This is a genomic window from Pantoea ananatis LMG 2665 (genome assembly GCF_000710035.2).
Taxonomy (GTDB): Bacteria; Pseudomonadota; Gammaproteobacteria; order Enterobacterales; family Enterobacteriaceae; genus Pantoea; species Pantoea ananatis.
Map to the genome: position 1 here is coordinate 644,021 of NZ_JMJJ01000004.1, position 24,244 is coordinate 668,264.

The 24,244-nt window shown below is 55.4% G+C and carries 23 protein-coding genes; 16 read left to right on the forward strand and 7 right to left on the reverse strand.

The genetic code is table 11. The features are described 5' to 3' along the window. Positions 1 to 39: 39 nt before the first annotated feature. The 3 genes from dinI to EL29_RS04855 all read right to left on the reverse strand — a co-directional run bounded on the left by dinI (position 40) and on the right by EL29_RS04855 (position 2,111). Positions 40 to 285 (reverse strand): DNA damage-inducible protein I, encoded by a 246-nt coding sequence (gene dinI / locus EL29_RS04845; RefSeq protein ID WP_013025336.1) that lies wholly within the window; start codon positions 283 to 285, stop codon positions 40 to 42. A 62-nt stretch (positions 286 to 347) separates the two neighbouring features. Continuing rightward, a complete protein-coding gene (pyrC, locus tag EL29_RS04850) occupies positions 348 to 1,391 on the reverse strand; it encodes a dihydroorotase (protein ID WP_028715006.1) in 1,044 nt (347 codons plus the stop codon). A gap of 156 nt (positions 1,392 to 1,547) precedes the next feature. After that, positions 1,548 to 2,111, reverse strand: a complete 564-nt coding sequence (locus EL29_RS04855) for a lipoprotein (RefSeq protein WP_014593411.1) — start codon at positions 2,109 to 2,111, stop codon at positions 1,548 to 1,550. 433 nt (positions 2,112 to 2,544) lie between these two features. Between EL29_RS04855 and rimJ the strand changes: the two genes are divergently transcribed. The 5 genes from rimJ (at position 2,545) to EL29_RS04880 (ending at position 8,420) form a co-directional block, all read left to right on the forward strand. Beyond that, positions 2,545 to 3,135, forward strand: a complete 591-nt coding sequence (rimJ, locus tag EL29_RS04860) for a ribosomal protein S5-alanine N-acetyltransferase (RefSeq protein WP_014606141.1) — start codon at positions 2,545 to 2,547, stop codon at positions 3,133 to 3,135. 15 nt (positions 3,136 to 3,150) lie between these two features. Beyond that, the gene (locus EL29_RS04865) at positions 3,151 to 3,792 is read left to right on the forward strand and encodes a DUF480 domain-containing protein (RefSeq protein WP_013025340.1); all 642 of its coding nucleotides are present in this window, start codon (positions 3,151 to 3,153) and stop codon (positions 3,790 to 3,792) included. Next, positions 3,793 to 4,713 (forward strand): Gfo/Idh/MocA family protein, encoded by a 921-nt coding sequence (locus tag EL29_RS04870; RefSeq protein ID WP_014606139.1) that lies wholly within the window; start codon positions 3,793 to 3,795, stop codon positions 4,711 to 4,713. A 120-nt stretch (positions 4,714 to 4,833) separates the two neighbouring features. Beyond that, positions 4,834 to 6,372, forward strand: a complete 1,539-nt coding sequence (gene murJ, locus EL29_RS04875) for a murein biosynthesis integral membrane protein MurJ (protein ID WP_019105712.1) — start codon at positions 4,834 to 4,836, stop codon at positions 6,370 to 6,372. A gap of 356 nt (positions 6,373 to 6,728) precedes the next feature. Beyond that, positions 6,729 to 8,420, forward strand: a complete 1,692-nt coding sequence (locus EL29_RS04880) for a methyl-accepting chemotaxis protein (protein ID WP_019105711.1) — start codon at positions 6,729 to 6,731, stop codon at positions 8,418 to 8,420. 370 nt (positions 8,421 to 8,790) lie between these two features. Here EL29_RS04880 and EL29_RS04885 read toward each other — a convergent pair whose 3' ends face one another. The 3 genes from EL29_RS04885 to flgA all read right to left on the reverse strand — a co-directional run bounded on the left by EL29_RS04885 (position 8,791) and on the right by flgA (position 10,293). Further along, the gene (locus EL29_RS04885) at positions 8,791 to 9,222 is read right to left on the reverse strand and encodes a flagellar protein FlgN (protein ID WP_013025344.1); all 432 of its coding nucleotides are present in this window, start codon (positions 9,220 to 9,222) and stop codon (positions 8,791 to 8,793) included. Positions 9,223 to 9,227: 5 nt separating this feature from the next. Further along, complete coding sequence (gene flgM, locus EL29_RS04890; protein ID WP_015700562.1) at positions 9,228 to 9,530, reverse strand: flagellar biosynthesis anti-sigma factor FlgM; 303 nt, start codon at positions 9,528 to 9,530, stop codon at positions 9,228 to 9,230. A gap of 103 nt (positions 9,531 to 9,633) precedes the next feature. Beyond that, a complete protein-coding gene (flgA, locus tag EL29_RS04895) occupies positions 9,634 to 10,293 on the reverse strand; it encodes a flagellar basal body P-ring formation chaperone FlgA (RefSeq protein ID WP_013025346.1) in 660 nt (219 codons plus the stop codon). A 153-nt stretch (positions 10,294 to 10,446) separates the two neighbouring features. On the opposite strand from flgA, the gene flgB reads away from it, so the two are divergent. From flgB to flgL, 11 genes are all read left to right on the forward strand, one after another. Next, complete coding sequence (gene flgB / locus EL29_RS04900) at positions 10,447 to 10,860, forward strand: flagellar basal body rod protein FlgB (RefSeq protein WP_015700561.1); 414 nt, start codon at positions 10,447 to 10,449, stop codon at positions 10,858 to 10,860. 2 nt (positions 10,861 to 10,862) lie between these two features. Continuing rightward, on the forward strand, positions 10,863 to 11,267 hold the full coding sequence (gene flgC / locus EL29_RS04905; protein ID WP_013025348.1) for a flagellar basal body rod protein FlgC: 405 nt from the start codon (positions 10,863 to 10,865) through the stop codon (positions 11,265 to 11,267). Between the two features lie 12 nt (positions 11,268 to 11,279). Then, positions 11,280 to 11,951 (forward strand): flagellar hook assembly protein FlgD, encoded by a 672-nt coding sequence (gene flgD, locus EL29_RS04910; RefSeq protein WP_013025349.1) that lies wholly within the window; start codon positions 11,280 to 11,282, stop codon positions 11,949 to 11,951. A 26-nt stretch (positions 11,952 to 11,977) separates the two neighbouring features. Next, complete coding sequence (gene flgE / locus EL29_RS04915) at positions 11,978 to 13,225, forward strand: flagellar hook protein FlgE (protein WP_014606134.1); 1,248 nt, start codon at positions 11,978 to 11,980, stop codon at positions 13,223 to 13,225. Between the two features lie 20 nt (positions 13,226 to 13,245). Then, positions 13,246 to 14,004, forward strand: coding sequence for a flagellar basal-body rod protein FlgF (locus EL29_RS04920; RefSeq protein ID WP_013025351.1), 759 nt, complete (start codon positions 13,246 to 13,248; stop codon positions 14,002 to 14,004). A 17-nt stretch (positions 14,005 to 14,021) separates the two neighbouring features. Then, positions 14,022 to 14,804 (forward strand): flagellar basal-body rod protein FlgG, encoded by a 783-nt coding sequence (flgG, locus tag EL29_RS04925; RefSeq protein ID WP_013025352.1) that lies wholly within the window; start codon positions 14,022 to 14,024, stop codon positions 14,802 to 14,804. A gap of 65 nt (positions 14,805 to 14,869) precedes the next feature. Continuing rightward, positions 14,870 to 15,574: a flagellar basal body L-ring protein FlgH gene (locus tag EL29_RS04930; RefSeq protein ID WP_014593420.1), complete on the forward strand. Its 705-nt coding sequence runs from the start codon at positions 14,870 to 14,872 to the stop codon at positions 15,572 to 15,574. A gap of 9 nt (positions 15,575 to 15,583) precedes the next feature. After that, positions 15,584 to 16,693 (forward strand): flagellar basal body P-ring protein FlgI, encoded by a 1,110-nt coding sequence (locus tag EL29_RS04935; protein ID WP_014593421.1) that lies wholly within the window; start codon positions 15,584 to 15,586, stop codon positions 16,691 to 16,693. Continuing rightward, complete coding sequence (gene flgJ / locus EL29_RS04940) at positions 16,693 to 17,637, forward strand: flagellar assembly peptidoglycan hydrolase FlgJ (protein ID WP_013025355.1); 945 nt, start codon at positions 16,693 to 16,695, stop codon at positions 17,635 to 17,637. Before EL29_RS04935 ends, flgJ begins: the two co-directional genes overlap by 1 nt. A 124-nt stretch (positions 17,638 to 17,761) precedes the next feature. Then, positions 17,762 to 19,402, forward strand: a complete 1,641-nt coding sequence (gene flgK, locus EL29_RS04945; RefSeq protein ID WP_013025356.1) for a flagellar hook-associated protein FlgK — start codon at positions 17,762 to 17,764, stop codon at positions 19,400 to 19,402. Between the two features lie 14 nt (positions 19,403 to 19,416). After that, positions 19,417 to 20,379 (forward strand): flagellar hook-associated protein FlgL, encoded by a 963-nt coding sequence (flgL, locus tag EL29_RS04950; RefSeq protein ID WP_013025357.1) that lies wholly within the window; start codon positions 19,417 to 19,419, stop codon positions 20,377 to 20,379. A gap of 280 nt (positions 20,380 to 20,659) precedes the next feature. On the opposite strand, the gene rne is transcribed toward flgL, so the two are convergent. Then, on the reverse strand, positions 20,660 to 23,947 hold the full coding sequence (rne, locus tag EL29_RS04955; RefSeq protein ID WP_028715007.1) for a ribonuclease E: 3,288 nt from the start codon (positions 23,945 to 23,947) through the stop codon (positions 20,660 to 20,662). Positions 23,948 to 24,244 lie beyond the last annotated feature (297 nt).

The window sequence follows — 24,244 nt, forward strand, 5'->3', positions numbered from 1 at the left end:
CCGGGTGGCGAAACCCGGCAAAAAACAGCACAGTGGCGGTTAATCGGTAATGAACCAGTCGTCAGCGCTTTCCCACGTTTGTTGCAGGATTTCGCTGATTTGTTCACGCGTCTCTTTATCTCCGCCCATCACGCTTAGCTGGTTAGCCGTGGCGTAACGCACTTTGACGTGATTGGTGAATTGCGGGAATTGTTCATCGATACGGCGCGACAGTTCCTGGCTCAGGGCTTCTATCGCACCAGCGGGTAGAGGTTGGGTCTTGGCAACGGTAATTTCAACACGCATAAAAGCCTCCGTATAAGATACTGTATATAAATACAGTATAAATATGCCGGAGGCAAGTGAAATTATTTTACACGCCAGTTCAGCGTTTCACCGGCCAGGAAAGGCACCAGCTGATGTGAGCCCATTTCAATTGTTTCTGCGACTGTCCAGGGCTCACGCACCAGCGTGATGGTGCCTTCGTTCAGCGGCAGACCATAGAAGCGGGGACCGTTCTCTGAACAGAACGCTTCAAAATGCGGCAGCGCACCGATCTCCTCAAACACCGTGGCATAAGCGGGCAGGGAGGTAGGCGCATTGAATACGCCAGCACAGCCGCAGCTGCTCTCTTTCAGATGGCTCAGGTGAGGCGCGGTGTCGGTACCCAGGAAGAAACGTGGATGACCGCTGGCCACCACTTTGCGCAACGCCTGCTGATGCGTATTGCGCTTCAGAATGGGCAGGCAGTAAAGGTGCGGACGAATTCCGCCCACCAGCATATGGTTGCGGTTAAACATCAGGTGCTGGGGGGTAAGGGTAGCGGCCAGGTTTTCATTGGCGCTTTCCACATAGTCTGCGGCATCTTTGGTCGTAATATGCTCCATCACGACTTTCAGCGCAGGGAATTGCTTACGCAGCGGTTCCATCACCGTTTCAATAAAGCGGGCTTCACGGTCAAAGATATCAATATGTGAATCAGTCACCTCGCCATGCACTAACAGCGGCATGCCCAGCGTTTGCATCCGCTCCAGCACCGACGCGATTGACGCAATGTTGGTCACGCCGTGGCTGGAGTTGGTTGTCGCATGGGCAGGATAGAGCTTGGCCGCAGTGAACAAGCCGGAGTGGTAACCGCGCGCCAGTTCTTCGGCGTCTAACGAGTCGGTCAGGTAGCAGGTCATCAGCGGGGTAAAGTCATGACCGTCAGGCAACGCGGCCAGAATGCGGTCGCGATAGGCTTCGCCCGCCGCGACGCTGACCACCGGCGGAACCAGGTTGGGCATCACGATAGCCCGACCGTTCACCGCGCTGGTGTAGGGCAGCACCGTTTTAAGCATCTCGTCATCACGAAGATGGATATGCCAGTCATCTGGGCGGCGGATAGTAAGTTGCTGAGGTTGTGCGGTCATTAATACGGCTCCGGCATGAAGGATAAACGAATGGCGTGTTTAGGCCGGGTTATAAGCATAAGGACTCAGGCAACCGTTTGCACCTGTTTTTGCATCTGATAAGCAATCCGCGCCGAAAGGCGCGGATCAGGCAGGCGATAAATTTGTCGGAACGCGCTAATCGGTGAACGGGATCACCAGCTCGCCTGGCTTCACTTCCAACCCTTTAGCAAATTTCTTCGCCAGCGATTCGGCTTTACTGCGATCGGCACTCAGCACATAGGCAGGCTGCTGGTCAAAATAGCTTTTCAGCGATTGATTCAGGTAGGGCGTCAGCGTTTTCATGATGGACGCCATCTTGTCTGGCTGAACCTGTGCATCCACAATTTCCATATCGCGCAGATAAATCGCACCCTGCTGTTTGTCGAACACCGGTTGCGCACGCATCTTCAGCTGCATATCGGCCTGTTGTGGACCAAACAGCGAAGACACGTTGATTTTCGCATTACCTGATAACGTTACTTTACCCGGCTCTTCGCGACCAATCTGACTGGTCAGGTTATTCAGGACAATATGGGCATTCACCAGCCCTGAGACGCCAACGTCTTTTTCGAAATTATTGTGTTTTTGCAGCGCCTGATTGACCTCCTGCTCGCTGATGGTGTACTGGGTTAACTGATTACAGCCGCTCAGCAATACCGCGAAAAACAGGGCAATCAGCCCGTGAAAAGCCTTCTTCATAATTCCCTCGTTTAAATGAAAAAGTAGATCAGGGCATAGCCTGCCCTAATGCGTGCAGTCTGTCATCAGGAATGGGCTGAGTTAGAGTAACCGAACGTGCCTTTCGCTGCAGGGCTGGCCGCCCTTCGCCGGCGATCGCCGGGTCAGCCAGGCCTCGTCCGGCAGGTCAGGCATCGTGATCAGTGACGGCTAACCCACCCATGCCAGCAAGGGCAACTGTTCACGTGCAGGACAGGGGACGCGACGCGTCTTTTGTGTCGCGCAGACTGCAGTGAAACAGTTAAGAGCGGTTTCACTGTCAGCGCACAGGAGCATAAACGGTCAGCCCGTCTGTGATTGCGCGCGTAACGTTTTACCGCAGACCTGGCGACGGTTATAGTGAACGTTATCAAAGACTGGCATTTCCTTCCCGCCATGGATTTCAGGAGAGATGATGTTTGGCTATCGTTCTGCCGCGCTGAGGGTGAGACTCACGACCGAGCGGCTGGTGGTAAGACTGGTTCACGAACGCGATGCGTGGCGGTTAGCGGATTACTATGCGGAAAATCGCGATTTTCTCAGGCCGTGGGAACCGGTTCGCGATGACAGCCATTGTTATCCCTCTGGCTGGCAGGCGCGGCTCGGCCTGATTGCGGATATGCATAAACAGGGATCGGCTTTCTATTTTGTGCTGATGGACAGCAACGAAACCGAGGTACGCGGCGTGGCTAACTTCAGCAATGTCCTGCGCGGGGCCTTTCATGCCTGTTACCTTGGGTATTCCCTCGGCGAAAAATGGCAGGGGCAGGGCATGATGTTTGAGGCGCTGCAGTCGGCGATTCGTTATATGCAGCGGCAACAGTATATTCATCGCATCATGGCTAACTATATGCCGCACAACCAGCGTAGTGGCGATCTGCTGGCGCGCCTCGGGTTTGAAAAAGAGGGATATGCTAAAAATTATTTAATGATTAATGGCGAGTGGCAGGATCATGTCCTGACGGCGTTGACCTGCAAAGAATGGACGCCCAACCGTCGTGGATAACCCGAGGAGTAGTAAATGAAGATAGCCTTGTCGGTGCAGGCTCTGCGCGTGTTAGGTTGCCTGCTGGAAAAACAGGTGACCACGCCGGAACAGTACCCGCTTTCGTTGAACGCGGTGGTTAACGCCTGCAATCAGAAGTCAAACCGCGAGCCGGTGATGGAACTGAGCGAAAGCGATGTCCAGAATGAGCTCGACCAGCTGGTTAAAAAACACCTGGTGACGGCAAACAGTGGCTTCGGCCAGCGGGTCGTTAAATATGAGCAGCGCTTCTGCAATTCGGCATTTGGACATCTGCAGCTCAGCCGTGCAGAAGTAGCCGTTCTGACGCTTCTGTTCCTGCGCGGCGCGCAGACGCCGGGTGAACTGCGCACGCGAAGCGGACGCCTGCACGAGTTTGCCGACGTGGCTGAAGTCGAACAGACCCTGGAAGGGCTGGCGTCACGCGATGACGGCCCGATGGTTGTACGCCTGGCCCGTGAGCCCGGCAAGCGTGAAAGCCGTTTTATGCACTTGTTGGCCGGCGAGGTAGCGCCCGCACCGACGCAGGTTGACGCAGTCACACATGATGTCGCCCTACTGGAACGCGTCGTCGCGCTGGAGCAGCAGGTGGCAGACTTACAGGCGCAGCTGGCGCTGCTACAGGAAAGAGAACACTAAATGACGATTCGTATTGGTGTGGTCGGCTTAGGCGGCATCGCGCAAAAGGCCTGGCTGCCCGTATTATCGCAGGCGCGTGCCTGGCAGTTAGTGGGGGCATTTTCGCCGAACCAGGCGAACGCGCAGGTCGTGTGCGAACGTTACCGGATCCCCTGTTTCAGCACGCTGAATGCCCTGGCGGCCGCCTGTGATGCCGTGTTTGTTCATACCAGTACGGCCAGTCATTACGAGGTCGTGCATGCACTGCTGCAGGCGGGAAAAGACGTCTGTGTCGATAAGCCGCTGGCAGAAAACCTGAGTCAGGCCGAGGCGCTTGTTACGCTGGCCGAAAAGAAACAGCGCCGACTGATGGTGGCCTTTAATCGCCGTTTTGCGCCCGCCTATCAGCAGCTCAAAGACGAGATGGCATCGGTTGCTTCGCTGCGTGTTGAGAAACACCGCAGCGACAGCGTGGGTCCACAGGATCTGCGCTTCACGTTACTGGATGATTATCTCCATGTTGTCGACACCGCCTTGTGGCTGGCCGGGGGACGTTCGCTTCCGCGTCAGGGGCACATCTTGACCAATGAGCAGGGACAGATGCTGTATGCGGAGCACCATTTCAATGCCGGACAGTTGCAGGTCACAACCAGCATGCATCGTCGGGCAGGAAGCCAGCGCGAACGCGTCAGCGCCATAGGCGATGGCCAATGCATTGATATTCATGATATGCGCGACGGGCAAGTGGAGCGAGGGGCGGGGGTGGTGATCACGCCTTCTCCCTCCTGGCAGAGCCATCTGGCCCAGCGCGGATTCGTCGGGGCCGCAGAGCATTTTATCCAGTGTGTCGAAAATCAGACAAAGCCGGAGACCAGTGGCGAGCAGGCCCTGCTGGCGCAACGCGTGGTCGAATCGATGTGGCGCGATGCCGAACGGGAATAACGCCTTGTAACACTCAGCACTGGTCATTTCGCGCGATGGCAGTAGACTAACGGCCGAGATGTGACATAACCCGTGCTAAGTCACGCATTTGCCGATTTTTTTCAGGATGCCCCGTCAATTATGAATTTGTTGAAATCGCTGGCAGCGGTCAGTTCCATGACGCTGTTTTCCCGCGTGCTGGGCTTCGCCCGTGATGCCATTGTGGCGCGCGTATTCGGGGCCGGTATGGCTACCGATGCCTTCTTTGTTGCCTTTAAACTACCGAATCTGCTGCGACGCATTTTTGCGGAAGGCGCATTCTCGCAGGCTTTTGTGCCTATTTTAGCCGAGTACAAGAGCAAGCAGGGAGAAGAGGCGACGCGGTTGTTTGTTGCCTACGTATCGGGGCTGCTGACGCTGGCATTGGCTGTTGTGACGGTTGCGGGAATGGTTGCCGCGCCCTGGGTCATTCTGGTCACTGCGCCGGGATTCGCGGATACGGCGGATAAATTCGCCCTGACCAGCGCGCTGCTGCGCGTCACCTTTCCCTATATTCTGTTGATCTCCCTTGCTTCCCTGGCCGGGGCAATACTTAACACCTGGAACCGTTTTTCCGTACCGGCTTTTGCGCCCACGCTGCTGAACGTCAGCATGATTGGTTTTGCCCTGTTTGCGGCGCCGCATTTCCATCCGCCAGTGATGGCGCTGGCGTGGGCCGTCGTCGTGGGTGGACTGCTGCAGTTAGGCTATCAGTTACCGCATCTCAAGAAACTCGGCATGCTGGTACTGCCGCGTCTTAACCTGCGTGATGCAGGTGTGTGGCGCGTCATGCGTCAGATGGGGCCCGCCATCCTGGGCGTCTCCGTCAGTCAAATCTCGCTGATTATCAACACCATTTTTGCCTCTTTCCTGGTATCGGGCTCTGTCTCCTGGATGTACTATGCCGATCGTCTGATGGAGTTTCCTTCCGGCGTGTTGGGCGTGGCGCTGGGCACCATCTTGTTGCCGTCGCTGGCGAAAAGCTTCTCCAGCGGCAATCACGATGAGTATTCACGCTTAATGGACTGGGGCCTGCGTTTGTGCTTTTTGCTGGCGTTACCCAGCGCGGTAGCCTTGGGAATGTTATCCGGTCCCCTGACTGTCGCGCTGTTCCAGTATGGCAAATTCACCGCGTTCGATGCCGCCATGACCCAGCGCGCGCTTGTTGCCTATTCGGTCGGGCTGATGGGGCTGATTGTCGTGAAAGTCCTGGCACCGGGATTTTATTCGCGCCAGGACATTAAAACCCCGGTCAAAATTGCCATTATCACGCTGATCGTGACTCAGCTCATGAACCTGGCCTTTATCGGCCCCCTTAAGCATGCTGGCCTCGCGCTCTCGATTGGTCTGGGGGCCTGCCTCAATGCTGCACTGCTTTACTGGCAGTTGCGCAAAAAGGCGATCTTCCAGCCGCAGCCGGGCTGGCTGGGTTTCCTGCTGCGCTTACTGGTGGCCGTCGCGATAATGGCAGCCGCGCTGTTTGGCATGCTGTACTGGATGCCCGTCTGGGAACAAGGGAATATGCTCTGGCGCCTGCTGCGACTCGCATTAGTCTGTGCGGTAGGCGGGGGAGCCTACTTCCTGGCCCTGGGGCTGATGGGTTTTCGCCTGCGGGATTACGCACGGCGCACAACCGTCTGAATATCAACCTGCGCTGAACCTCATTCGGCGCGTCACCTGTAAGCAAGGCCGCAACGGCGCACGTTGCGGCCTTTTTGTTGTTTAACCCAAGGCGACAGTGAACGTCATAAGCTGCTGCGTGAATATCGCGCTCAGCCTGACATTCACGTTGAACGTCTTTGTGACAGTAAGATGTTTTTTCCTAAAAAATCGTTAAAAAAACAGGTCTGTTGACGTGATATTTAGCTTTATTAAAAACATCACGTGAGAATGATGACATGTTGTAAGGAATTGATTCTGAGGTCAATTTCATCGTAAAAACTGCCCTTTTCCTGCCGATGACTATAAACAGTTCATCACATAAGGAGAGGACGAAAATGCACATCACAGCCAATGACAACGTCAAGCTGAGTCTCTGGCATAACCTTAAGCTTGTTCCTTTATTCAGCCTGGTATTTGGCTGCATCTTACTGTTATTCGTCTCTGGCATAGGCCTTTCGGCCTGGTTTCTTGCCCAGAGCAAACACTCGCTGGATGATTCGACTGACGAGATTGCGGTTCGCCAGGGGCTGCTCGACAGTTCGACACATATGCGTTCGGCGCGGCTGCAAATTATTCAGGCGGGTGCCGCCGCGCGCATTGCGGACACGGATAACTATAAAGCGCATTTACTTGCAACAGATGTCAGCCTAAAGAAGGCAGAGAAAGGGCTTAACATTTATCTGCATCGCGCCGTCAAATCGCCCGAAGGCGCGGATATTGATACACAGCTTCAGGCACGTTTCAGCGATTATCTTCGTAAAGGTTTGCTGCCGATGATTGACGCGGCGAAACAGGGGAGCTTTGAAGAAATCATCGCCGATGAAACGGAAGCCGACAGACTCGATAAAGCTTATAAAGATGTGTTGATGAAAGCGATTGATATGCGCAATCAGCGGTCGCAGGCGATAAAACAGGATGCGGTGGATCAGGTGAATACGGGCTATATCACGATGCTGGCGGCTTTTGTGGCATCGGTGACGATCGTACTCCTGGCTTTTGTTCTGTTGAAAAAGGTCATTATCACCCCGTTACGGCAATCCCTCTCGCGTATCGACCTGATTGCACATGGTGACTTGACGCTACCGCCTGACGTTTGTGGCCGAAACGAGCCAGGCCTGCTGCTCTCGCGTCTTCAACTGATGCAGTCCTCGCTGTCGAGTACGGTTGGAACCGTGCGCGATGGTGCCATTGCCATTCTTCAGAGCGCGGGAGAAATTTCTTCCGGGAATACCGATCTCTCGTCAAGAACAGAACAACAGGCGGCGTCACTGGAACAGACAGCGGCAAGCATGGAGCAACTGACCGCCACGGTGAAACAGAACGCTGACAATGCTCACCATGCCTGTCAGCTGGCCTCTGACGCTTCTGACAAAGCCCATACGGGCGGGAACATCGTTAATCGCGTGGTGAAAACCATGGACGATATCTCCGGCAGTTCGAAAAAGATTGCCGAGATCACCAGCGTCATCAACAGCATTGCCTTCCAGACCAACATTCTTGCGCTAAATGCGGCGGTGGAAGCCGCGCGGGCAGGAGAACAGGGCCGCGGATTCGCCGTGGTTGCCAGCGAAGTGCGCAGTCTGGCGCAGCGAAGCGCGCAGGCGGCCAAAGAGATCGAAGGGCTCATTTCTGCTTCGGTCGGGCTCATCAACGGCGGCACCACGCTTGTCAGCAATGCGGGTAGCACCATGATGGAAACGGTAGAAGCTTTCCGTCGGGTAAATGACATCATTTCGGAGATCGCGGCGGCTTCCGATGAGCAGAGCCGGGGCATTCAGCAGGTCAGCCTGGCCGTTACCGAGATGGATGATGTGACACAGCAGAACGCGTCGTTGGTTGAGCAGGCCTCGGCTGCAGCCGCCTCGCTTGAAGAGCAGGCTGACAAACTGACCCAGGCCGTTTCGGTTTTCAAACTTGAAAGCCCGCCTTTGAAACATGCGAACGCCACTCTCCCTGCGACCCTGAAAGCGGCTGTGGCGCCCGTCATTCCGTCTGAACGTGGACATGAAAACTGGGAGGCATTTTAAGCCGGGAAAGGATTAAGGCGCGCGTTTTACCTGTCTGGTGAACGCGCGTCCGGCGGCACTCTGCACAGCGTCGTACAGCAATAACTGAGACGTTCAACCGTAGGCCTTTGGGCGAACAGGCTGAATCGCCTGTCTTGCGGAGAATATCGCGGGATGCGCCTGGCGTACCCGTGAGTGCATTGCGTCATTCCGTCAGGCGCGAAGCAGAGAGAAGAAGGGTTACGCAGGGCGCAGAGGAGGGGAAATTTCGGCGAGCGGATACAAAAAAAGCCATCTTCTCAGCGAGATGACGGCTTTTTACGCCTGCCCGGGTCACGCCTGCATCAGATTCGCTGAGGCAGCCCGCGATACCGGGAGGGAGGAAAACAGGTCAGACTTTACGACTTAACGTTGCCTGGCCCTGTCCTTTACCATCCGGACCATAAAACGCCTGCGTCTGATGCGGCTTCAAAATGTCTAACGCGTCATGGGTAAAGGTAATTTGATGCTGCAACAGAATACCATTGTGCGTATTTGCGTTATGTAACCGACGCGTATGCTGCTGAATACCTTCCCAGCGGCGCGCCATGTCACTTTGACCACGATAAGGTGCAGATGTACCCAGACTTTTCTCGTTGCTGCGACGCATCTCGTCTAAATAATTCAACGTACTCAGCAGCGCGCTCTTGTCTTCCGTAATACGCTGCAGGTTGTTGCTGTTGATCATTCCAGACGACAGCTGCTGTTGCTCTTCATCCAGAACGATGGCCAGAGACACCAGCACTTCCTGCATCTTATCTAACGTGGTCAGCAAATTACTCATGGGGATTATTTACCCTCTAAATACGCCTTAGTGTCGGCAATCAGCGCATCAGCGATTTTGCCGGTATCCATCTTCAACTCGCCATTGCGAATGGCGGTTTTTAATTGTTCTACGCGCTGGACGTTAATGTCCTGGCTGCCGGGCTGCATCAGCTGTGCTTGTGCGCTGCTCAGGCTGACCTGAGCGGCCGCAGGCGTTGTAGCAGTCGTGGTGCTGCTCTGACGCAGGCGGGTAGTTTGTTGCTCGCTGCTGTCACGTGTTTGCACAGTGCTGGCGGGCTTTGTCGGTTGTGTTCTGTCGATGCTCATATTCGGGCTCCTGTAAAGTCAGGGGAGTCTGCCACCTGAATCATAATAGCGTAATCGCTTAGCTGATTCTTCTATCGGCAGATAAACAGGCTTCTTTAATGTTTTATAGTGTTATAAGAATTTTCCCATCATCGCTCACCCGGCCACTTACAACCTGGCCATTTCCCATACGCACCCGAACCCACTGTGAAATCGTACCGTTGTTTAACGCTTTGCCTTCGCCGCTGGCGTCAAATCCGTCTCCGCTGGCCACCACCATCACGTCCTGACCCGCTTTGACGCGCCACGGCTGGCGCAGCATGGACTGACTCACGGGTTGTCCCGGCTGGATGTCACGCAGGACCACCGAATCCGCTACGGACTCATCGGTGAACAGTGTGCGCGGGGGCAGGTTATCAAGACGTCCGTTTTCAATACGGAAATCCTCTTTACTGACGGTGCTGCCACGGGCAATTAATTTTGTTGCGACCAGATAGTCACCGGTTACCTGAACCTGGACCTGAATATAACGACGGTTCTCACCACAGTTAGCCGCCACGCTCATGTTGCCCCAGGCCCGGCTGTTGCCCGGCAGGGTAAACTGCGGGGCCTCACATTCTGGCCACTGGGCCTGCGGCGTACGAATCACCACATTCATTCCGGCCGCGTGCTGGGGATCGCGTGCCTTAAAAAACTGGCTCAGTTGGGCGCTGAAATCGCCTGCCATTACGGGTAGGGCAATCAGGGCCAGCAGGCTTGCTAACAGGGCTGAATATCCACGCATGTGCTTTTCCTCACTGATGATGCCAACGAGTGTACGCGCATAAAAAAAAACTCAAGAGCAAAAATAGCGACGATTTGAGGCGTTATTCAGACGATGACTCTTGCTTTTTCCCGATTAAGCTGCCAGCTCGAAATTCTCATTTGCGGAGGAAGCATGCTCGACAAACTCGATGCGGCGCTACATTTCGGTACCGAAGCCCTTAACCTGCGAGCTCAACGTCAGGAGATTCTGGCATCAAACATTGCCAACGCCGACACCCCGGGCTATCAGGCCAGGGATATCGACTTTGCCAGCGAGCTGAATCGGGCAATGGCGAATGGACGTGCTGAAGGCAGTAGCCTGGCGCTTAAAGTCACGTCGGCGCGCCACATTGAAGCGCAGACGAATTCGGCACCGTCAATGGACTTGCTGTATCGCATTCCGGATCAGCCATCAGCCGACGGTAACACCGTGGATATGGACCGTGAACGTACGCAGTTCGCGGATAACAGCCTGAAATATCAAACCGACCTCACGCTTATCAGTAGCCAGATCAAGGGCATGATGAGCGTGTTACAAGGGCAATAATTATGGCCTTGCTTAATATTTTTGACATTGCCGGTTCAGCGATGACCGCGCAATCACAGCGATTAAACGTCAGCGCCAGTAACCTGGCAAACGCCGACAGCGTAACCGGTCCGGACGGACAGCCTTACGTGGCAAAACAGGTCGTTTTTCAGACCGATGCCGCCGCTGGCGCCGCAACGGGTGGAGTGAAAGTGGCGCAGGTGGTGGACGATCCGACCCCGGCAAAACTGGTGTATGACCCAGGTAATCCCATGGCCGATGCCAAAGGGTACGTGAAGATGCCTAACGTGGACGTGGTAGCCGAAACGGTTAACACCATGTCGGCGTCACGCAGCTACCAGGCTAACGTCGAGGTGCTGAATACCGTGAAGTCGATGATGATGAAAACGCTGACGATGGGTCAGTAACGGAGAAAAATAATGGCTATTTCGGTAGGCGTTAACGAGAAGCTGGACCCCACGGTACTGAGTTCATCCAGCACCGGAACGGGGAACAGCTCTCAGGACCTGCAAAACCAGTTCCTGACCATGCTGGTCACGCAGCTGCAAAACCAGGATCCGACCAATCCGATGGATAACAGCCAGCTGACAACGCAGCTGGCACAGATCAACACCCTGAGCGGCATTGAAAAACTCAATACCACGCTGGGATCCATTTCCGGCCAGATCAGCACCAGCCAGTCTCTGCAGAGCTCCACGCTGATTGGGCATGGCGTGATGGTGAATGGCTCTCAGATTCTGGTCGGCAAAGGCACCACGACGCCATTCGGCGTTGAGCTGACCAACGCGGCCACTACTGCCACGGCGACGATTAGCGACGCGCAAGGCAACGTGGTGAGCACTCAGGATCTGGGCGCACTGAGCGCCGGCGTCCATACGTTCTCGTGGGACGGCAAATTACCGGATGGCAGCGTGGCGCCAGACGGGAAATACAAGGTTGCGATTGCTGCCAGTAACAGCAGCGGTCAACAGGTGGCTCAGCCACTTAATTATGCCTACGTCAATGGCGTAAGCACGGCGGGTAATACCGCAAAACTGGATCTCGGCACCATGGGCTCCGCCACCCTTGACGACGTACGTCAGATTCTCTGATTCACCTGTAGACAGGAGAGGTTTAAATGTCATTTTCACAAGCGGTCAGCGGTCTCGGCGCTGCCTCAAGTAACCTGGACGTTATCGGTAACAACATCGCTAACTCCGCCACAGCGGGCTTCAAATCCAGTACCATCGCGTTTGCCGATATGTTTGCCGGCTCTAACGTGGGTTTGGGTACAAAAGTTGCGGCCGTTATCCAGAACTTCAACGATGGCTCTACCACCACCACCAGCCGTGGGCTGGATGTTGCGCTGAGCGGCAACGGTTTTTTCCGTCTGACCAACTCGGCGGGTGCGGTTTCCTATTCCCGTAACGGCCAGTTTACGCTGGATCAGAACCGTAACCTGGTGAATACCCAGGGTCTGAATGTGACCGGCTATCCGGCGTCAGGCGTGCCACCCACAATCCAGACCGGTGCGAGCCCGGTTGCGATTAAAATCCCTACCACGCAAATGCCGGCGAATGCCACCACCACGGCGAATCAGGTTGCGAAGCTGAACTCCACGTCTGCAGCACTGGATGACACCAAGTTCTCGGCGACTGACCCAACGACGTACAGTGCCAAAAACACCATCACCATGTACGACACTCAGGGTAACTCGCACTCGCTTGATCTGTACTTCGTTAAAACTGCAGACAACACCTGGAAAATTCACGGCATTGACTCCACTGCGGGCTCAAACGTGGGTAATTACCAGATGAGCTACAATGCCAACGGTCAGCTGACGGGCGTTTCTTCACTGGATGCGACCGGCAACGTCGTCGCGGGCTCAACCACGGCCAGCACCGCTACTGTGACCATTCCTGGTGTGAATGGCGCAAACGGTACCACCGTCGCCTTGAACTTTGTGGGCAGCCTGCAGCAAAACACCGGTGCCACCACGTTTGGTAACGCCACACAAAACGGCTACGCGCCTGGCGACCTGACCAGCTACGCCATCAACAATGACGGTACCATCACCGGCAGTTACTCCAACCAACGCACTCAGCTGCTGGGACAGATCGTACTGGCCAGCTTCTCTAACCCGGAAGGTCTGAAATCTCAGGGCGACAACGTCTGGGCAGAAACCAATGCGTCTGGACAGGCCGCTGTTGGCCTGGCGAACACCGGAACATTTGGTTCACTGACCGCAGGTGCGCTGGAGTCTTCGAACGTCGATATGAGTAAAGAGCTGGTCAACATGATCGTCGCGCAACGCAACTATCAGGCGAACGCGCAGACCATCAAAACGCAGGACCAGATCCTTAACACCCTGGTCAACTTACGTTAATTCGCTAACGGGATTGCTCTATGGATCACGCGATATATACCGCGATGGGCGCGGCCAGTCAGACACTGGATCAGCAGGCGGTTACCGCCAGCAACCTCGCCAACGCCTCAACGCCCGGTTTCCGGGCGCAGTTGAACGCGTTGCGTGCTGTACCGGTTAACGGCTGGTCACTGCCTACGCGTACGCTGGTAACGGCATCCACGCCGGGTGCCGATATGAGTCAGGGTGCAATGGATTACACCGAACGTCCGCTGGACGTGGCGATGCAGCAGGATGGCTGGCTTGCAGTGCGTACTGCAGACGGCAGCGAAGCCTATACCCGCAACGGCAACATGCAAATCCGTTCGGACGGCACGCTGACGGTGCAGGGCAATCCCGTCATGGGCGAGGGCGGCCCGATTGTGATCCCACAAGGTTCAGAGATCACGATTGCGGCTGACGGTTCGATTACCGGACTGAACGCTGGCGACTCACCCAATGCCACCGTGCAACTGGGTCGTCTGAAGCTGGTTCAGGCAACAGGTAAAGAGTTACAGCGCGGTGACGATGGCATGTTCCGTCCGACCGCCGCGACGCAGGCGACTCGCGGTGCCGCACTGCAGGCCGATCCGACCATGCAGGTGATGCCCGGCGTTCTGGAAGGCAGTAACGTCAAACCGGTTGAGACCATGGTCGATATGATCGCCAATGCCCGACGTTTTGAGATGCAGATGAAAGTCATTTCAAACGTCAACGAAAACGAACAAAAAGCCAATCAGTTGCTGAGCATCGGCAGCTAAGGCACGAGGATAAATACATGATTCGTTCTTTATGGATCGCGAAAACCGGTCTTGATGCCCAGCAGATGAACATGGACGTGATCGCCAACAACCTGGCAAACGTCAGTACCAATGGCTTTAAACGTTCACGTGCGGTATTTGAAGACCTGATGTACCAGACGATGCGCCAGCCGGGTACCCAGTCATCTGAGCAAACCACGCTGCCGTCAGGTTTGCAAATTGGTACCGGTGTACGTCCGGTGACGACCGAACGTCTGCATACCCAGGGCAACCTGTCGCAGACCAATAACTCAAAAGATATCGCCATTAACGGACAGGGTTTTTTCCAAATCCAGATGCCAGATGGTACGTCTGCTTACACCCGTGATGGTTCGTTTCAGGTCGATCAGAATGGTCAGTTAGTGACCAACTCCGGTTTCCCGGTTCAGCCTGGCATCACGATTCCCGCTAACGCCACCAGCATTACCGTGTCGCGCGATGGTGTGGTGAGCGTTACCCAGCAGGGGCAGACACAGGCCGCCCAGGTTGGTCAGTTAACGCTGAGCACCTTTATGAACAATGCCGGTCTCGATAGCGTGGGTGAAAACCTCTACAAAGAAACCCAGGCATCCGGTGCCCCGACTGACAGTACGCCGGGGCAGAACGGTGCAGGTTTGCTGTATCAGGGCTATGCCGAAACCTCCAACGTTAACGTTGCGGAAGAGCTGGTCACCATGATCCAGACGCAGCGCGCGTATGAAATTAACAGCAAAGCGATCAGCACCTCCGATCAAATGCTGGCGAAGTTAACTCAGCTGTAATACGAACAGGGCCGGCGCAGGCTGGCCTGAAGAACAGTCATTTATAAGGTCGTGACTCCGTGGCGATGCAACATATTCTCAAGCCTGGACATTGGTTAGTAGCAAGCCTGCTACTCACTCTTAACGGTTGTGCACTGGTACCGCGCACGCCGTTGGTGCAAGGGGCGACCACGGCTCAGCCGTTGCCATCTGCACCACCGGTGGTGAACGGTTCAATTTTTCAGGGCGTCGCGCCGCTTAACTACGGTTATCAGCCGCTGTTTGAGGATCGTCGTCCACGTAATATCGGCGATACGCTGACCATCACCTTGCAGGAAAACGTCAGCGCCAGCAAAAGTTCAACCTCGAATGCCAGCCGTAACGGCAGCGGCAGTCTGGGCATCACGGCCGTTCCTACCGGTTTAGCCGGTTTAGCCGGCGCGTCGGGCGAGAAAGCCAACTTTGCGGCGGGTGGCAAAAATGATTTCGCAGGTAAAGGCGGGGCTTCTGCCAATAACACCTTTACCGGCACCATCACCGTCACGGTGGATCAGGTTCTGTCGAATGGCAACCTGCACGTGGTCGGGGAAAAACAGATTGAGATCAACCAGGGCACCGAGTTTATTCGCTTCTCGGGCGTGGTTAACCCACGCACCATCAGCGCCAGCAACGCGGTGTTATCAACGGCCGTCGCCGATGCACGTATTGAGTACGTCGGAAATGGTTATATCAATGAAGCGCAGAATATGGGCTGGTTGCAGCGCTTCTTCCTGAATATCTCGCCGTTCTAAGAGGTTGCAATGAAAAAGTTAGCATTATGGCGTGTCGGTCTGGGGTTACTGTTAGGCGTAAGCCTGATGGCCCGTGCCGATCTGATTCGCGATTTAACCACCGTCCAGGGCGTGCGTGATAACCAACTGCTGGGCTACGGACTGGTGGTTGGCCTTGACGGTACCGGTGACCAGACCACCCAGACGCCTTTTACCACGCAGACCGTGAGTAACATGCTGTCTCAGCTGGGCATTACCGTCCCGCCTGGCACCAACATGCAGCTCAAAAACGTGGCGGCGGTTATGGTGACGGCAAAACTGCCTTCGTTTGCCCGCCAGGGACAGACGCTGGACGTGGTTGTCTCGTCCATGGGTAATGCGAAAAGTCTGCGCGGCGGTACGCTGTTAATGACGCCGATGAAAGGTGTCGATAACCAGGTCTATGCGCTGGCTCAGGGCAACATCCTGGTCGGCGGCGCGGGTGCCGCAGCAGGCGGCAGCAGCGTGCAGGTCAACCAGCTTAACGGGGGACGTATTACCGATGGTGCCACGGTTGAACGTGAGCTGCAGAGCAACTTTGGCTCGCAGAACACCATCAACCTGCAGCTCAACACCGAAGATTTCTCTATGGCGCAGCGTATTGCGGATGCCATTAACGCCCGTGGCGGATACGGTTCTGCTCAGCCGCTGGATGCGCGTACTGTGCAGGTCCGCGTATCGCCGAATAACGGTGCACAGGTTCGCTTACTGGCTGAGATACAGAATATCGATGTGTCTGTCCCTGTAGAAGATGCCAAGGTGATCATCAACTCACGTACCGGCTCTGTCGTCATGAACCGTGAAGTGAAACTGAATACCTGTGCCGTCGCGCAGGGCAACCTGTCAGTCACGGTCAATCAGCAGCAAAACGTGAGCCAGCCTAATACGCCACTGGCGGGTGGACAAACCGTGGCCACCACCAATACGCAGATCGATCTGCGTCAGAGCGGCGGCGCTCTCCAGCGGGTTAACTCCAGCGCCAACCTGAACAGTGTCGTGCGCGCGCTCAATGCCCTGGGGGCATCGCCTATCGAACTGATGTCTATTTTGCAGTCAATGCAAAGCGCGGGTTGCCTGCGCGCTAAACTGGAAATTATCTGATGAACGATGCGCAATCGCTGATGAATGCGGCTTTCGACAGCCGCTCACTGAATGACCTTAAACGCCAGGTGACTGTTGATCCGAAAGGAAAAGCGCTACAGGTGGCACAGCAGGTCGAAGGGATGTTTGTTCAGATGATGCTGAAGAGTATGCGCGAGGCGCTACCGCAGGACGGCATACTCAGCAATGAACAGACCAAACTTTTCACGTCAATGTACGATCAGCAGATTGCGCAGGATATTGGTAAACGTGGCCTGGGCCTGGCGGATATCATCGTTAAACAGATGGAACCCGCCAAAGCACCGGACGAAACCGCCGGAACCGTACCGATGAAGCTGGATAACAGCTTTATCATGAGCAGCATAGGGGCAACGCCGCTGGAGCAGATGGTGCGTAAAGCGATGCCGCGCCTGCCCGCGCCATCACCGACCGGTCTGCCCAGTGACAGCCGCGATTTTATTGCGCAACTGACGCAGCCTGCTCAGGCTGCCAGCCAGCAAAGCGGTATTCCTCACCACCTGATTCTGGCGCAGGCCGCGCTGGAGTCCGGCTGGGGGCAGCGTCAAATCCTGACCCGTGACGGCAAGCCGAGCTACAACGTCTTCGGCATTAAAGCCAGCGGCAACTGGAAGGGCGAAACAACCGATATCATGACCACCGAATACGAGCATGGCGAAGCGAAAAAAGTGCGCGCGACATTCCGGGTCTATGGATCCTATTTCGAAGCGTTAAACGACTACGTCAAACTGATTTCGAATAATCCGCGTTATGCGGCCGTGGCCAATGCGCAAAGTGCCGAGCAGGGCGCGCAGGCATTACAGGCCGCGGGTTATGCGACCGATCCGAAATACGCACAAAAACTGGTAGGAATGATCCAGCAATTCAAGAGCATGGGCGAGAAAGTCGTTAAAGCCTATAGCCAGGATTTAAGTACGCTGTTCTGATTATTCCGCCTCAAGTTTCACTTAAGCATGCCGATAATAACAGCAAGAGCCAGGCGCGCCAGCGCATGTTGGCGACCACACTGATGACAGCAACCCGGTTAACGGGGGAATGTAAGGAACCGAGATGTCCAGCATAATTAATTCCGCAATGAGCGGGCTCAGTGCCGCACAGGCCGCCTTAAGCACGACCAGTAACAATATCAGTAACTACACTGTCGCGGGTTACTCACGTCAGACCACCATTCTGGCCGAAGCAAACAGTACCCTGCAGGGGAAAAGCTATTACGGCAACGGCGTTAACGTCACTGGCGTTCAGCGTGAATATGATAGTTTTATCGCGGCTCAGCTGCGCGGTTCGTCAGCCACCTATAACGCAGCGAATACACAGTATTCGCAGGTATCGAACATTGACGATCTGATGTCGACCTCGACCACTAACCTGTCGACGGCGATTCAGGGCTTCTTCAGCAACATGCAGAACGTGGTCAGTAACGCCAACGATCCGGCGGCGCGTCAGTCGATGCTCAGCAACTCCCAGGGGCTGGTTAACCAGTTCCAGACCCAGGCGCAGTACCTGACCAACATGCAAAACAGCGTGAACACCAACATTGCCTCTAATGTTGATCAGATTAATACCTTCACCACGCAGATCTCGAATCTTAACCAGCAAATTGCCAAACTCAGCACGGCTAACGGTGCAACACCGAATGATTTGCTGGATCAGCGCGATCAGTTAGTAAATGGTCTGAATAATATCGTTGGTGTGACAGTGTCACAACAAGATGGAAGCTATACCGTTTCCATGGCTAACGGCCTTTCGCTGGTGAATGGTTTTCAGTCCACCAAACTGGTGGCTATGCCCTCCAGCAGTGACCTGACCCGCACCACAGTGGGTTATGTTGACCCACAAGCTGGCAACGTGCAGCTTCCCGAATCATCTATAACTACGGGTTCGCTGGGCGGTATGCTGAACTTTCGTTCGCAGGATCTGGACCTGGCACAAAACCAACTGGGCCAGTTAGCGGCGGCCTTTACAACCAGTTTTAACGCCGTGCATAAGCAAGGCTTCGACAGCAACGGTAATCAGGGCGTCGACTTCTTTAATATCGGCACTCCTACGGCGCAGGGGGACAGCAAAAATACCTCTTCTGCCACCCTGACGGCCGCGTGGACTAACACCAGTGCCCTGCAGGCATCAAACTATACCGTCAGCTATGACGGAACAAACTGGTCAGCGACACGTTTGTCAGATAACAGCAAAACCACGCTTACACCCACGACCTCGGGCGGCGTTACGACGCTTAATCTGGATGGGATGAGCCTGACGGTCAACGGCACGCCAAACGCCAAAGACAGTTTCCTGGTGAAACCGGTTCAGAACGTGGTTAACGGCATGTCGGTTGCTATTACCAGCGGATCGCAAATCGCCGCAGCGGCCGCGACCGGCGGTGAAAGTGATAACCGCAATGCGCAAAAGCTGCTGGCGTTGCAGGATGCCAAAATTGTTAACGGCAACGCGACGATTTCCCAGGCTTACGGCGCGATGGTGAGTACCGTTGGCAATAAAACCCAGGCACTCAAAACCGCCAGCACGACACAGCAGAACGTGGTGACGCAGCTCACCAACCGCCAGCAGTCTGTTTCTGGCGTGAACCTGGATGAAGAGTACGCGAACCTGACGAAATACCAACAATATTACATGGCGAATGCGCAGGTTTTAAAAACGGCCAGCACCGTTTTTGACGCCCTGCTTAGCATCAACTAAAAGCAGAGGACATCATGCGACTCAGTACAAATATGATTTTTGACCAGCAGGTTCGCGGCGTTAGCGATGCGCAATCCTCCTGGTTAAACGCGGGAAAACAGCTTTCCACCGGACTCAGAGTGTCTAATCCTTCAGACGACCCGATTGCCGCATCGCGTGCGGTCGTGCTGTCGCAAACGCAGGCGCAGGCAAGCCAGTATTCTGTTGCGCGTACCTTTGCCGACCAGGGATTATCGCTGGAAGAAAATACCCTTAACGGCGTCACGAACAGCATCATGAGCGCGCAGTCGATGATCGTGGCCGCGGCAAACGGTTCCTTAAGCGATGATGACCGCGCCTCCTATGCGACTCAGCTGGAAGGCGTGCGTGCGCAGTTACTAAACCAGGTCAACAGCAAAGACGCCAACGGTCGCTATATTTTCGCGGGTTACAAAACCGATAGCCCGCCGTTTGTGGACGGTGCGGGCGGTGTGACCTATCAGGGCGGAACCGACGCCATTACGCAAAAAGTGGACACTGACCGTACCATGACCATCGGTCATACTGGTAACAGCATCGTGATGTCTATCACCAGCAATGCGGTGAAAGAGCCTAACGGCGGTACCAGTGAAACGAACTTGTTTAACATGCTGGACAGCGCCATCAGTGCGCTGAAAGTGCCGCAAAACGGCGCGGACGATGCGACGAAAGCCACGTTTTCTGCGGCAATGGATAAAACCAGCCGTGGTTTGAGCAACTCGTTGAACAATGTGCTCAGCGTCCGTTCCGAGATCGGTACTCAGTTGAAAGAGTTAGATACGTTGAATGCGCAGGGGGACGATCGCAAGGTCATTTATGATTCCCAGATGAGCAGCCTGGTGGACGTTGATTACACCCAGGCGATCTCCAGCTACACCATGCAACAGCAGGCGCTGCAGGCTTCATACAAGACCTTTACCGATATGTCTCAGATGTCGCTGTTTCAGTTAAATTCATAAAAAATTTGGGCGTACTTTAACCGGGTGCGCTTAGTTTTTCCCACCGTCCTGATAAGGGACGGTGGGATTTTTTTTGCCTGCAGCCTGTGCGTTGCCACAAGGCCACTCTGAGAAGCATGCGTTAACGCGTGACTCGCGCGCGGTTTTATCCCTGTAACGCTGCCCTGTCTGAGAGCCGCATTCAGTTAAGGGCTGCGTATCCCCGAACCATCGCCTGTTACGCCGAGCATGCAATAAAAAACCCGGCCGGAGCCGGGTTCATGTGTGCTGCTAGCGCGCCTTACGGCTTGGTGGCAGGTGCAGTAGCCTGATGGGTGGCGCTGTGGCCGCCAGCAGAACCTCTGCCCTCAAATTTAAAGGCCGGACGTTGCCAGTCACTTTGACGGGCAGGCTCGGGTTGCCACACTGGCGCAGGCGCCTTGGTCATCGGTGCAGAAGCAAAGTGCTTCCAGCGCGTTTCGGCGTTGGCTTTTAATGCCTCAACAGGGATGTCGCGTGCGGCAACAGGTGCATGAGGTTCACTAACCGGCGTAATGGCTTCCTCAGCGGCAACAGGCGCGTGTAAAACCTCTGCCACCTGCGCTTCGGTCGCAGCGCTGACTTCAGTGCCCGCATGCTCATCCGCCGTTTCTTCAGGCGCGGATTCTGCGACAACCGGCACCTTCACCTCCGGCGCTTCGACAGCGTCAGCAGGCTGAGCCTGTTGCGCGATCGCTTCAGCACTGGCTTCAGCGGCGGCTGGAATCACCGAAGGTTCATGATGAACCGGGGCTTCAATGGCCTGAGTATCGTCAGTATTCACCACGGTAACCGGGGCGTCAGCCTGCGGCTCTGCGATTTGTACTGGCGCAGCCTGTGAAGCCGGCGCTTCCTCGGTGGCGACAGGCAGGGCAACAGCAGGTGCAGTCTCTTCACGGCTGTAGTCCGGTGTCGATTGAGGCGCATCCTGAACGATTTGCTCTTCATTCGCTTGCGCGACCGGATAGCGAATCCAGACTTTGCCGGACGCCATCTCAGGCGAAGCCGCAGCGGCGTCTAAAGGCATCGCGGACTGGGTCGGATAACGTTCATCACGGTAACGACGGCGACGCTGACCACTTACGCGCAGATGGCGAGGTGAACGGCGTGAACGACGTGGCATATTGGCATTATCGCGACCTTCGTTCTCCTCCGTCTCTTCAACCTGTGACGTTTCGACAACAGGCTGCACCTTTTGAACGTCAGCCGATTCGGCTGATTCAACGGCGGCGGCCTGCGGCTGGTCATTGTTATCACCAACGCGGACTTTCTGCGTCAGCTGGCGCGGTTTGCGGCGTGGCATCACCTGAACGCGCTCGTCTTCCTGCGCATCCACAGCAGCAGGCGCGACCGCTTCGGCGGTTTGTTCCACCGCGCTGTTAGCGTCCTGCTGAGCACGTTTCTCTTCCTGACGACGACGCTGACGTTCAGCACGTTGTTCGCGGCGCTGTTGCTGCTGCTCATCACGCTGCTGGCGCGCTTCATCGCTCAGTACCGGACGATCGTCACGCGCGTCATTAGGCTGGGCCTGACGCTTGTTACGACGATTGTCTTCACGCGGCTCGCGATTATCTCGAGACTCACCACGGTTATCACGGTTATCACGGTTATCACGAGCGTCACGGTTATCGCGAGATTCGCGCTGTTGTGCGTTATCACCGTTGCGCGGGGTACGTTCGCGACGGTTATTGTTGCGACGATTATTACGACGATCGCCACGCGGGTTGCCGTTCTCGTCCTCGCTGGTTTTCTGCGGGGCCGTCACCTCGGCAACCGGCTCGACAGCCGCCGGAGCAGGTTCGCCAGCAAACAGTTTTTTCAATCCACTCAGCAGACGGCTGACAAAACCTTCACTGGCCGGCGCGGCCGCTGGTGCGGGTTGCGTCACAGTCGCTGAAGGTGTGGCCACTTCCGGTGAGGCTTCGGCCGGTGCTGGCGGCGCATCGGGCATCACAAAGGCTGCGAGAGCAGGCTGCTCTGGACGGCGGCGCTCAGCATGCTCCTCTTCAGATGGCATCGCCATCTCGGCTTCATGCAGTTTCGGCAGGTGGTAGCTCAGCGTTTGCGTTTCTTCGCCTTTGCGCACGCGCAGAACGGAGTAGTGCGGGGTTTCCATCCGGTCGTCCGGCACGATGACCGCACGTACGCCGCCCTGACGTTTCTCGATAGCATTTACCGCTTCACGTTTTTCATTCAGCAGGTAAGAGGCAACCGGGACCGGCACGATAGCATGCACTTCTTTGGTGTTGTCTTTCAGCGCTTCTTCTTCAATCAGGCGCAGAATGGACAGCGACAGAGATTCGTTATCACGAATAGTGCCGGTGCCGCTACAACGTGGACAGACGTGGTGGCTGGACTCGCCCAGGGACGGGCTGAGGCGCTGGCGGGACATCTCCAGCAGGCCAAAACGTGAAATATGGCTGATTTGAATACGGGCGCGATCCTGACGGACGGCTTCACGCAGACGGTTTTCAACCGCGCGCTGGTGACGAACCGGTGTCATATCGATGAAGTCGATAACGATCAGGCCGCCCAGGTCGCGCAGACGCAGCTGGCGAGCAATTTCGTCTGCCGCTTCCAGGTTGGTATTAAAGGCGGTTTCTTCAATATCGCCACCGCGCGTGGCACGGGCGGAGTTGATATCGATGGCGGTAAGCGCTTCGGTACTGTCGATAACGATTGAGCCGCCTGACGGCAAGCGAACTTCACGCTGGAAAGCGGATTCGATTTGCGATTCGATTTGGTAATGGCTGAACAGCGGAATCTCACCGGTGTAGAGCTTAATTTTGCTGCTAAAGTCCGGACGGCCCAGCGCGGCGATATGCTGACGTGCCAGCTCAAGCACTTTCGGGTTATCGATAAGAATCTCACCGATATCCTGACGCAGATAGTCGCGGAAGGCGCGCACGATCACGTTGCTTTCCTGATGGATCAGGAACGGGGCCGCGCGGCTGTCAGCCGCTTTTTTGATGGCTTCCCAATGCTTCAGACGGAAGCTAAGGTCCCACTGCAGCGATTCGGCTGATTTACCGACGCCCGCCGTGCGAACAATCAGCCCCATGCCATCAGGGAGTTCCAGCGCCGATAGCGCCTCTTTCAGTTCGGTACGGTCATCACCTTCAATCCGACGAGAAATCCCACCCGCGCGCGGGTTATTTGGCATTAATACCAGATAGCTACCGGCCAGAGAGATAAAGGTAGTGAGCGCAGCGCCTTTGTTGCCGCGTTCTTCTTTATCAATCTGAACAATGACTTCCTGACCTTCACGCAGCACGTCTTTAATGTTCGGACGACCGTGTGAGTTGTAATTAGCAGGGAAGTATTCGCGGGAAATTTCTTTCAGAGGGAGGAAACCGTGACGTTCTGCACCGTAATCGACGAAGGCCGCTTCAAGGCTGGGTTCGATACGGGTGATTTTACCTTTGTAGATATTGGCTTTTTTCTGTTCGTGTCCTGGGCTTTCGATATCCAGATCGTACAGACGTTGACCATCAACCAGGGCAACGCGCAACTCCTCCTGCTGAGTTGCGTTGATTAACATTCTTTTCATCGTAACGTACTCGTTATTCTTTCATGAGTGATTAAAGCTGCGGGCATAGTTACCCTGGACGAGTATCAACCGATGGCCCCGTGACTTAGTGCAATGTCGTCAACCTCACGGTTATCGACCGCGCGAGGGGCGCAAATAACGTCGGTGGCCTGTTTTTCATAAGGAACAACAGCACCAGATAGTGGAAATGCGAGAGATAATTCAGTAAACCCGTGCACTCCATCTCATGTCCAGGCCGCAACCCGCAGCCCGCTAAGTGTCTGATTTCGCATTACGTCTTACGCCATTGCTGCGTGT

Coding starts and splice junctions, on each gene's coding strand:
- dinI (WP_013025336.1), bottom strand. CDS start 285: ATGCGTGTTGAAATTACCGTTGCCAAGACCCAACCTCTACCCGCTGGT.
- pyrC (WP_028715006.1), bottom strand. CDS start 1,391: ATGACCGCACAACCTCAGCAACTTACTATCCGCCGCCCAGATGACTGG.
- EL29_RS04855 (WP_014593411.1), bottom strand. CDS start 2,111: ATGAAGAAGGCTTTTCACGGGCTGATTGCCCTGTTTTTCGCGGTATTG.
- rimJ (WP_014606141.1), top strand. CDS start 2,545: ATGTTTGGCTATCGTTCTGCCGCGCTGAGGGTGAGACTCACGACCGAG.
- EL29_RS04865 (WP_013025340.1), top strand. CDS start 3,151: ATGAAGATAGCCTTGTCGGTGCAGGCTCTGCGCGTGTTAGGTTGCCTG.
- EL29_RS04870 (WP_014606139.1), top strand. CDS start 3,793: ATGACGATTCGTATTGGTGTGGTCGGCTTAGGCGGCATCGCGCAAAAG.
- murJ (WP_019105712.1), top strand. CDS start 4,834: ATGAATTTGTTGAAATCGCTGGCAGCGGTCAGTTCCATGACGCTGTTT.
- EL29_RS04880 (WP_019105711.1), top strand. CDS start 6,729: ATGCACATCACAGCCAATGACAACGTCAAGCTGAGTCTCTGGCATAAC.
- EL29_RS04885 (WP_013025344.1), bottom strand. CDS start 9,222: ATGAGTAATTTGCTGACCACGTTAGATAAGATGCAGGAAGTGCTGGTG.
- flgM (WP_015700562.1), bottom strand. CDS start 9,530: ATGAGCATCGACAGAACACAACCGACAAAGCCCGCCAGCACTGTGCAA.
- flgA (WP_013025346.1), bottom strand. CDS start 10,293: ATGCGTGGATATTCAGCCCTGTTAGCAAGCCTGCTGGCCCTGATTGCC.
- flgB (WP_015700561.1), top strand. CDS start 10,447: ATGCTCGACAAACTCGATGCGGCGCTACATTTCGGTACCGAAGCCCTT.
- flgC (WP_013025348.1), top strand. CDS start 10,863: ATGGCCTTGCTTAATATTTTTGACATTGCCGGTTCAGCGATGACCGCG.
- flgD (WP_013025349.1), top strand. CDS start 11,280: ATGGCTATTTCGGTAGGCGTTAACGAGAAGCTGGACCCCACGGTACTG.
- flgE (WP_014606134.1), top strand. CDS start 11,978: ATGTCATTTTCACAAGCGGTCAGCGGTCTCGGCGCTGCCTCAAGTAAC.
- EL29_RS04920 (WP_013025351.1), top strand. CDS start 13,246: ATGGATCACGCGATATATACCGCGATGGGCGCGGCCAGTCAGACACTG.
- flgG (WP_013025352.1), top strand. CDS start 14,022: ATGATTCGTTCTTTATGGATCGCGAAAACCGGTCTTGATGCCCAGCAG.
- EL29_RS04930 (WP_014593420.1), top strand. CDS start 14,870: ATGCAACATATTCTCAAGCCTGGACATTGGTTAGTAGCAAGCCTGCTA.
- EL29_RS04935 (WP_014593421.1), top strand. CDS start 15,584: ATGAAAAAGTTAGCATTATGGCGTGTCGGTCTGGGGTTACTGTTAGGC.
- flgJ (WP_013025355.1), top strand. CDS start 16,693: ATGAACGATGCGCAATCGCTGATGAATGCGGCTTTCGACAGCCGCTCA.
- flgK (WP_013025356.1), top strand. CDS start 17,762: ATGTCCAGCATAATTAATTCCGCAATGAGCGGGCTCAGTGCCGCACAG.
- flgL (WP_013025357.1), top strand. CDS start 19,417: ATGCGACTCAGTACAAATATGATTTTTGACCAGCAGGTTCGCGGCGTT.
- rne (WP_028715007.1), bottom strand. CDS start 23,947: ATGAAAAGAATGTTAATCAACGCAACTCAGCAGGAGGAGTTGCGCGTT.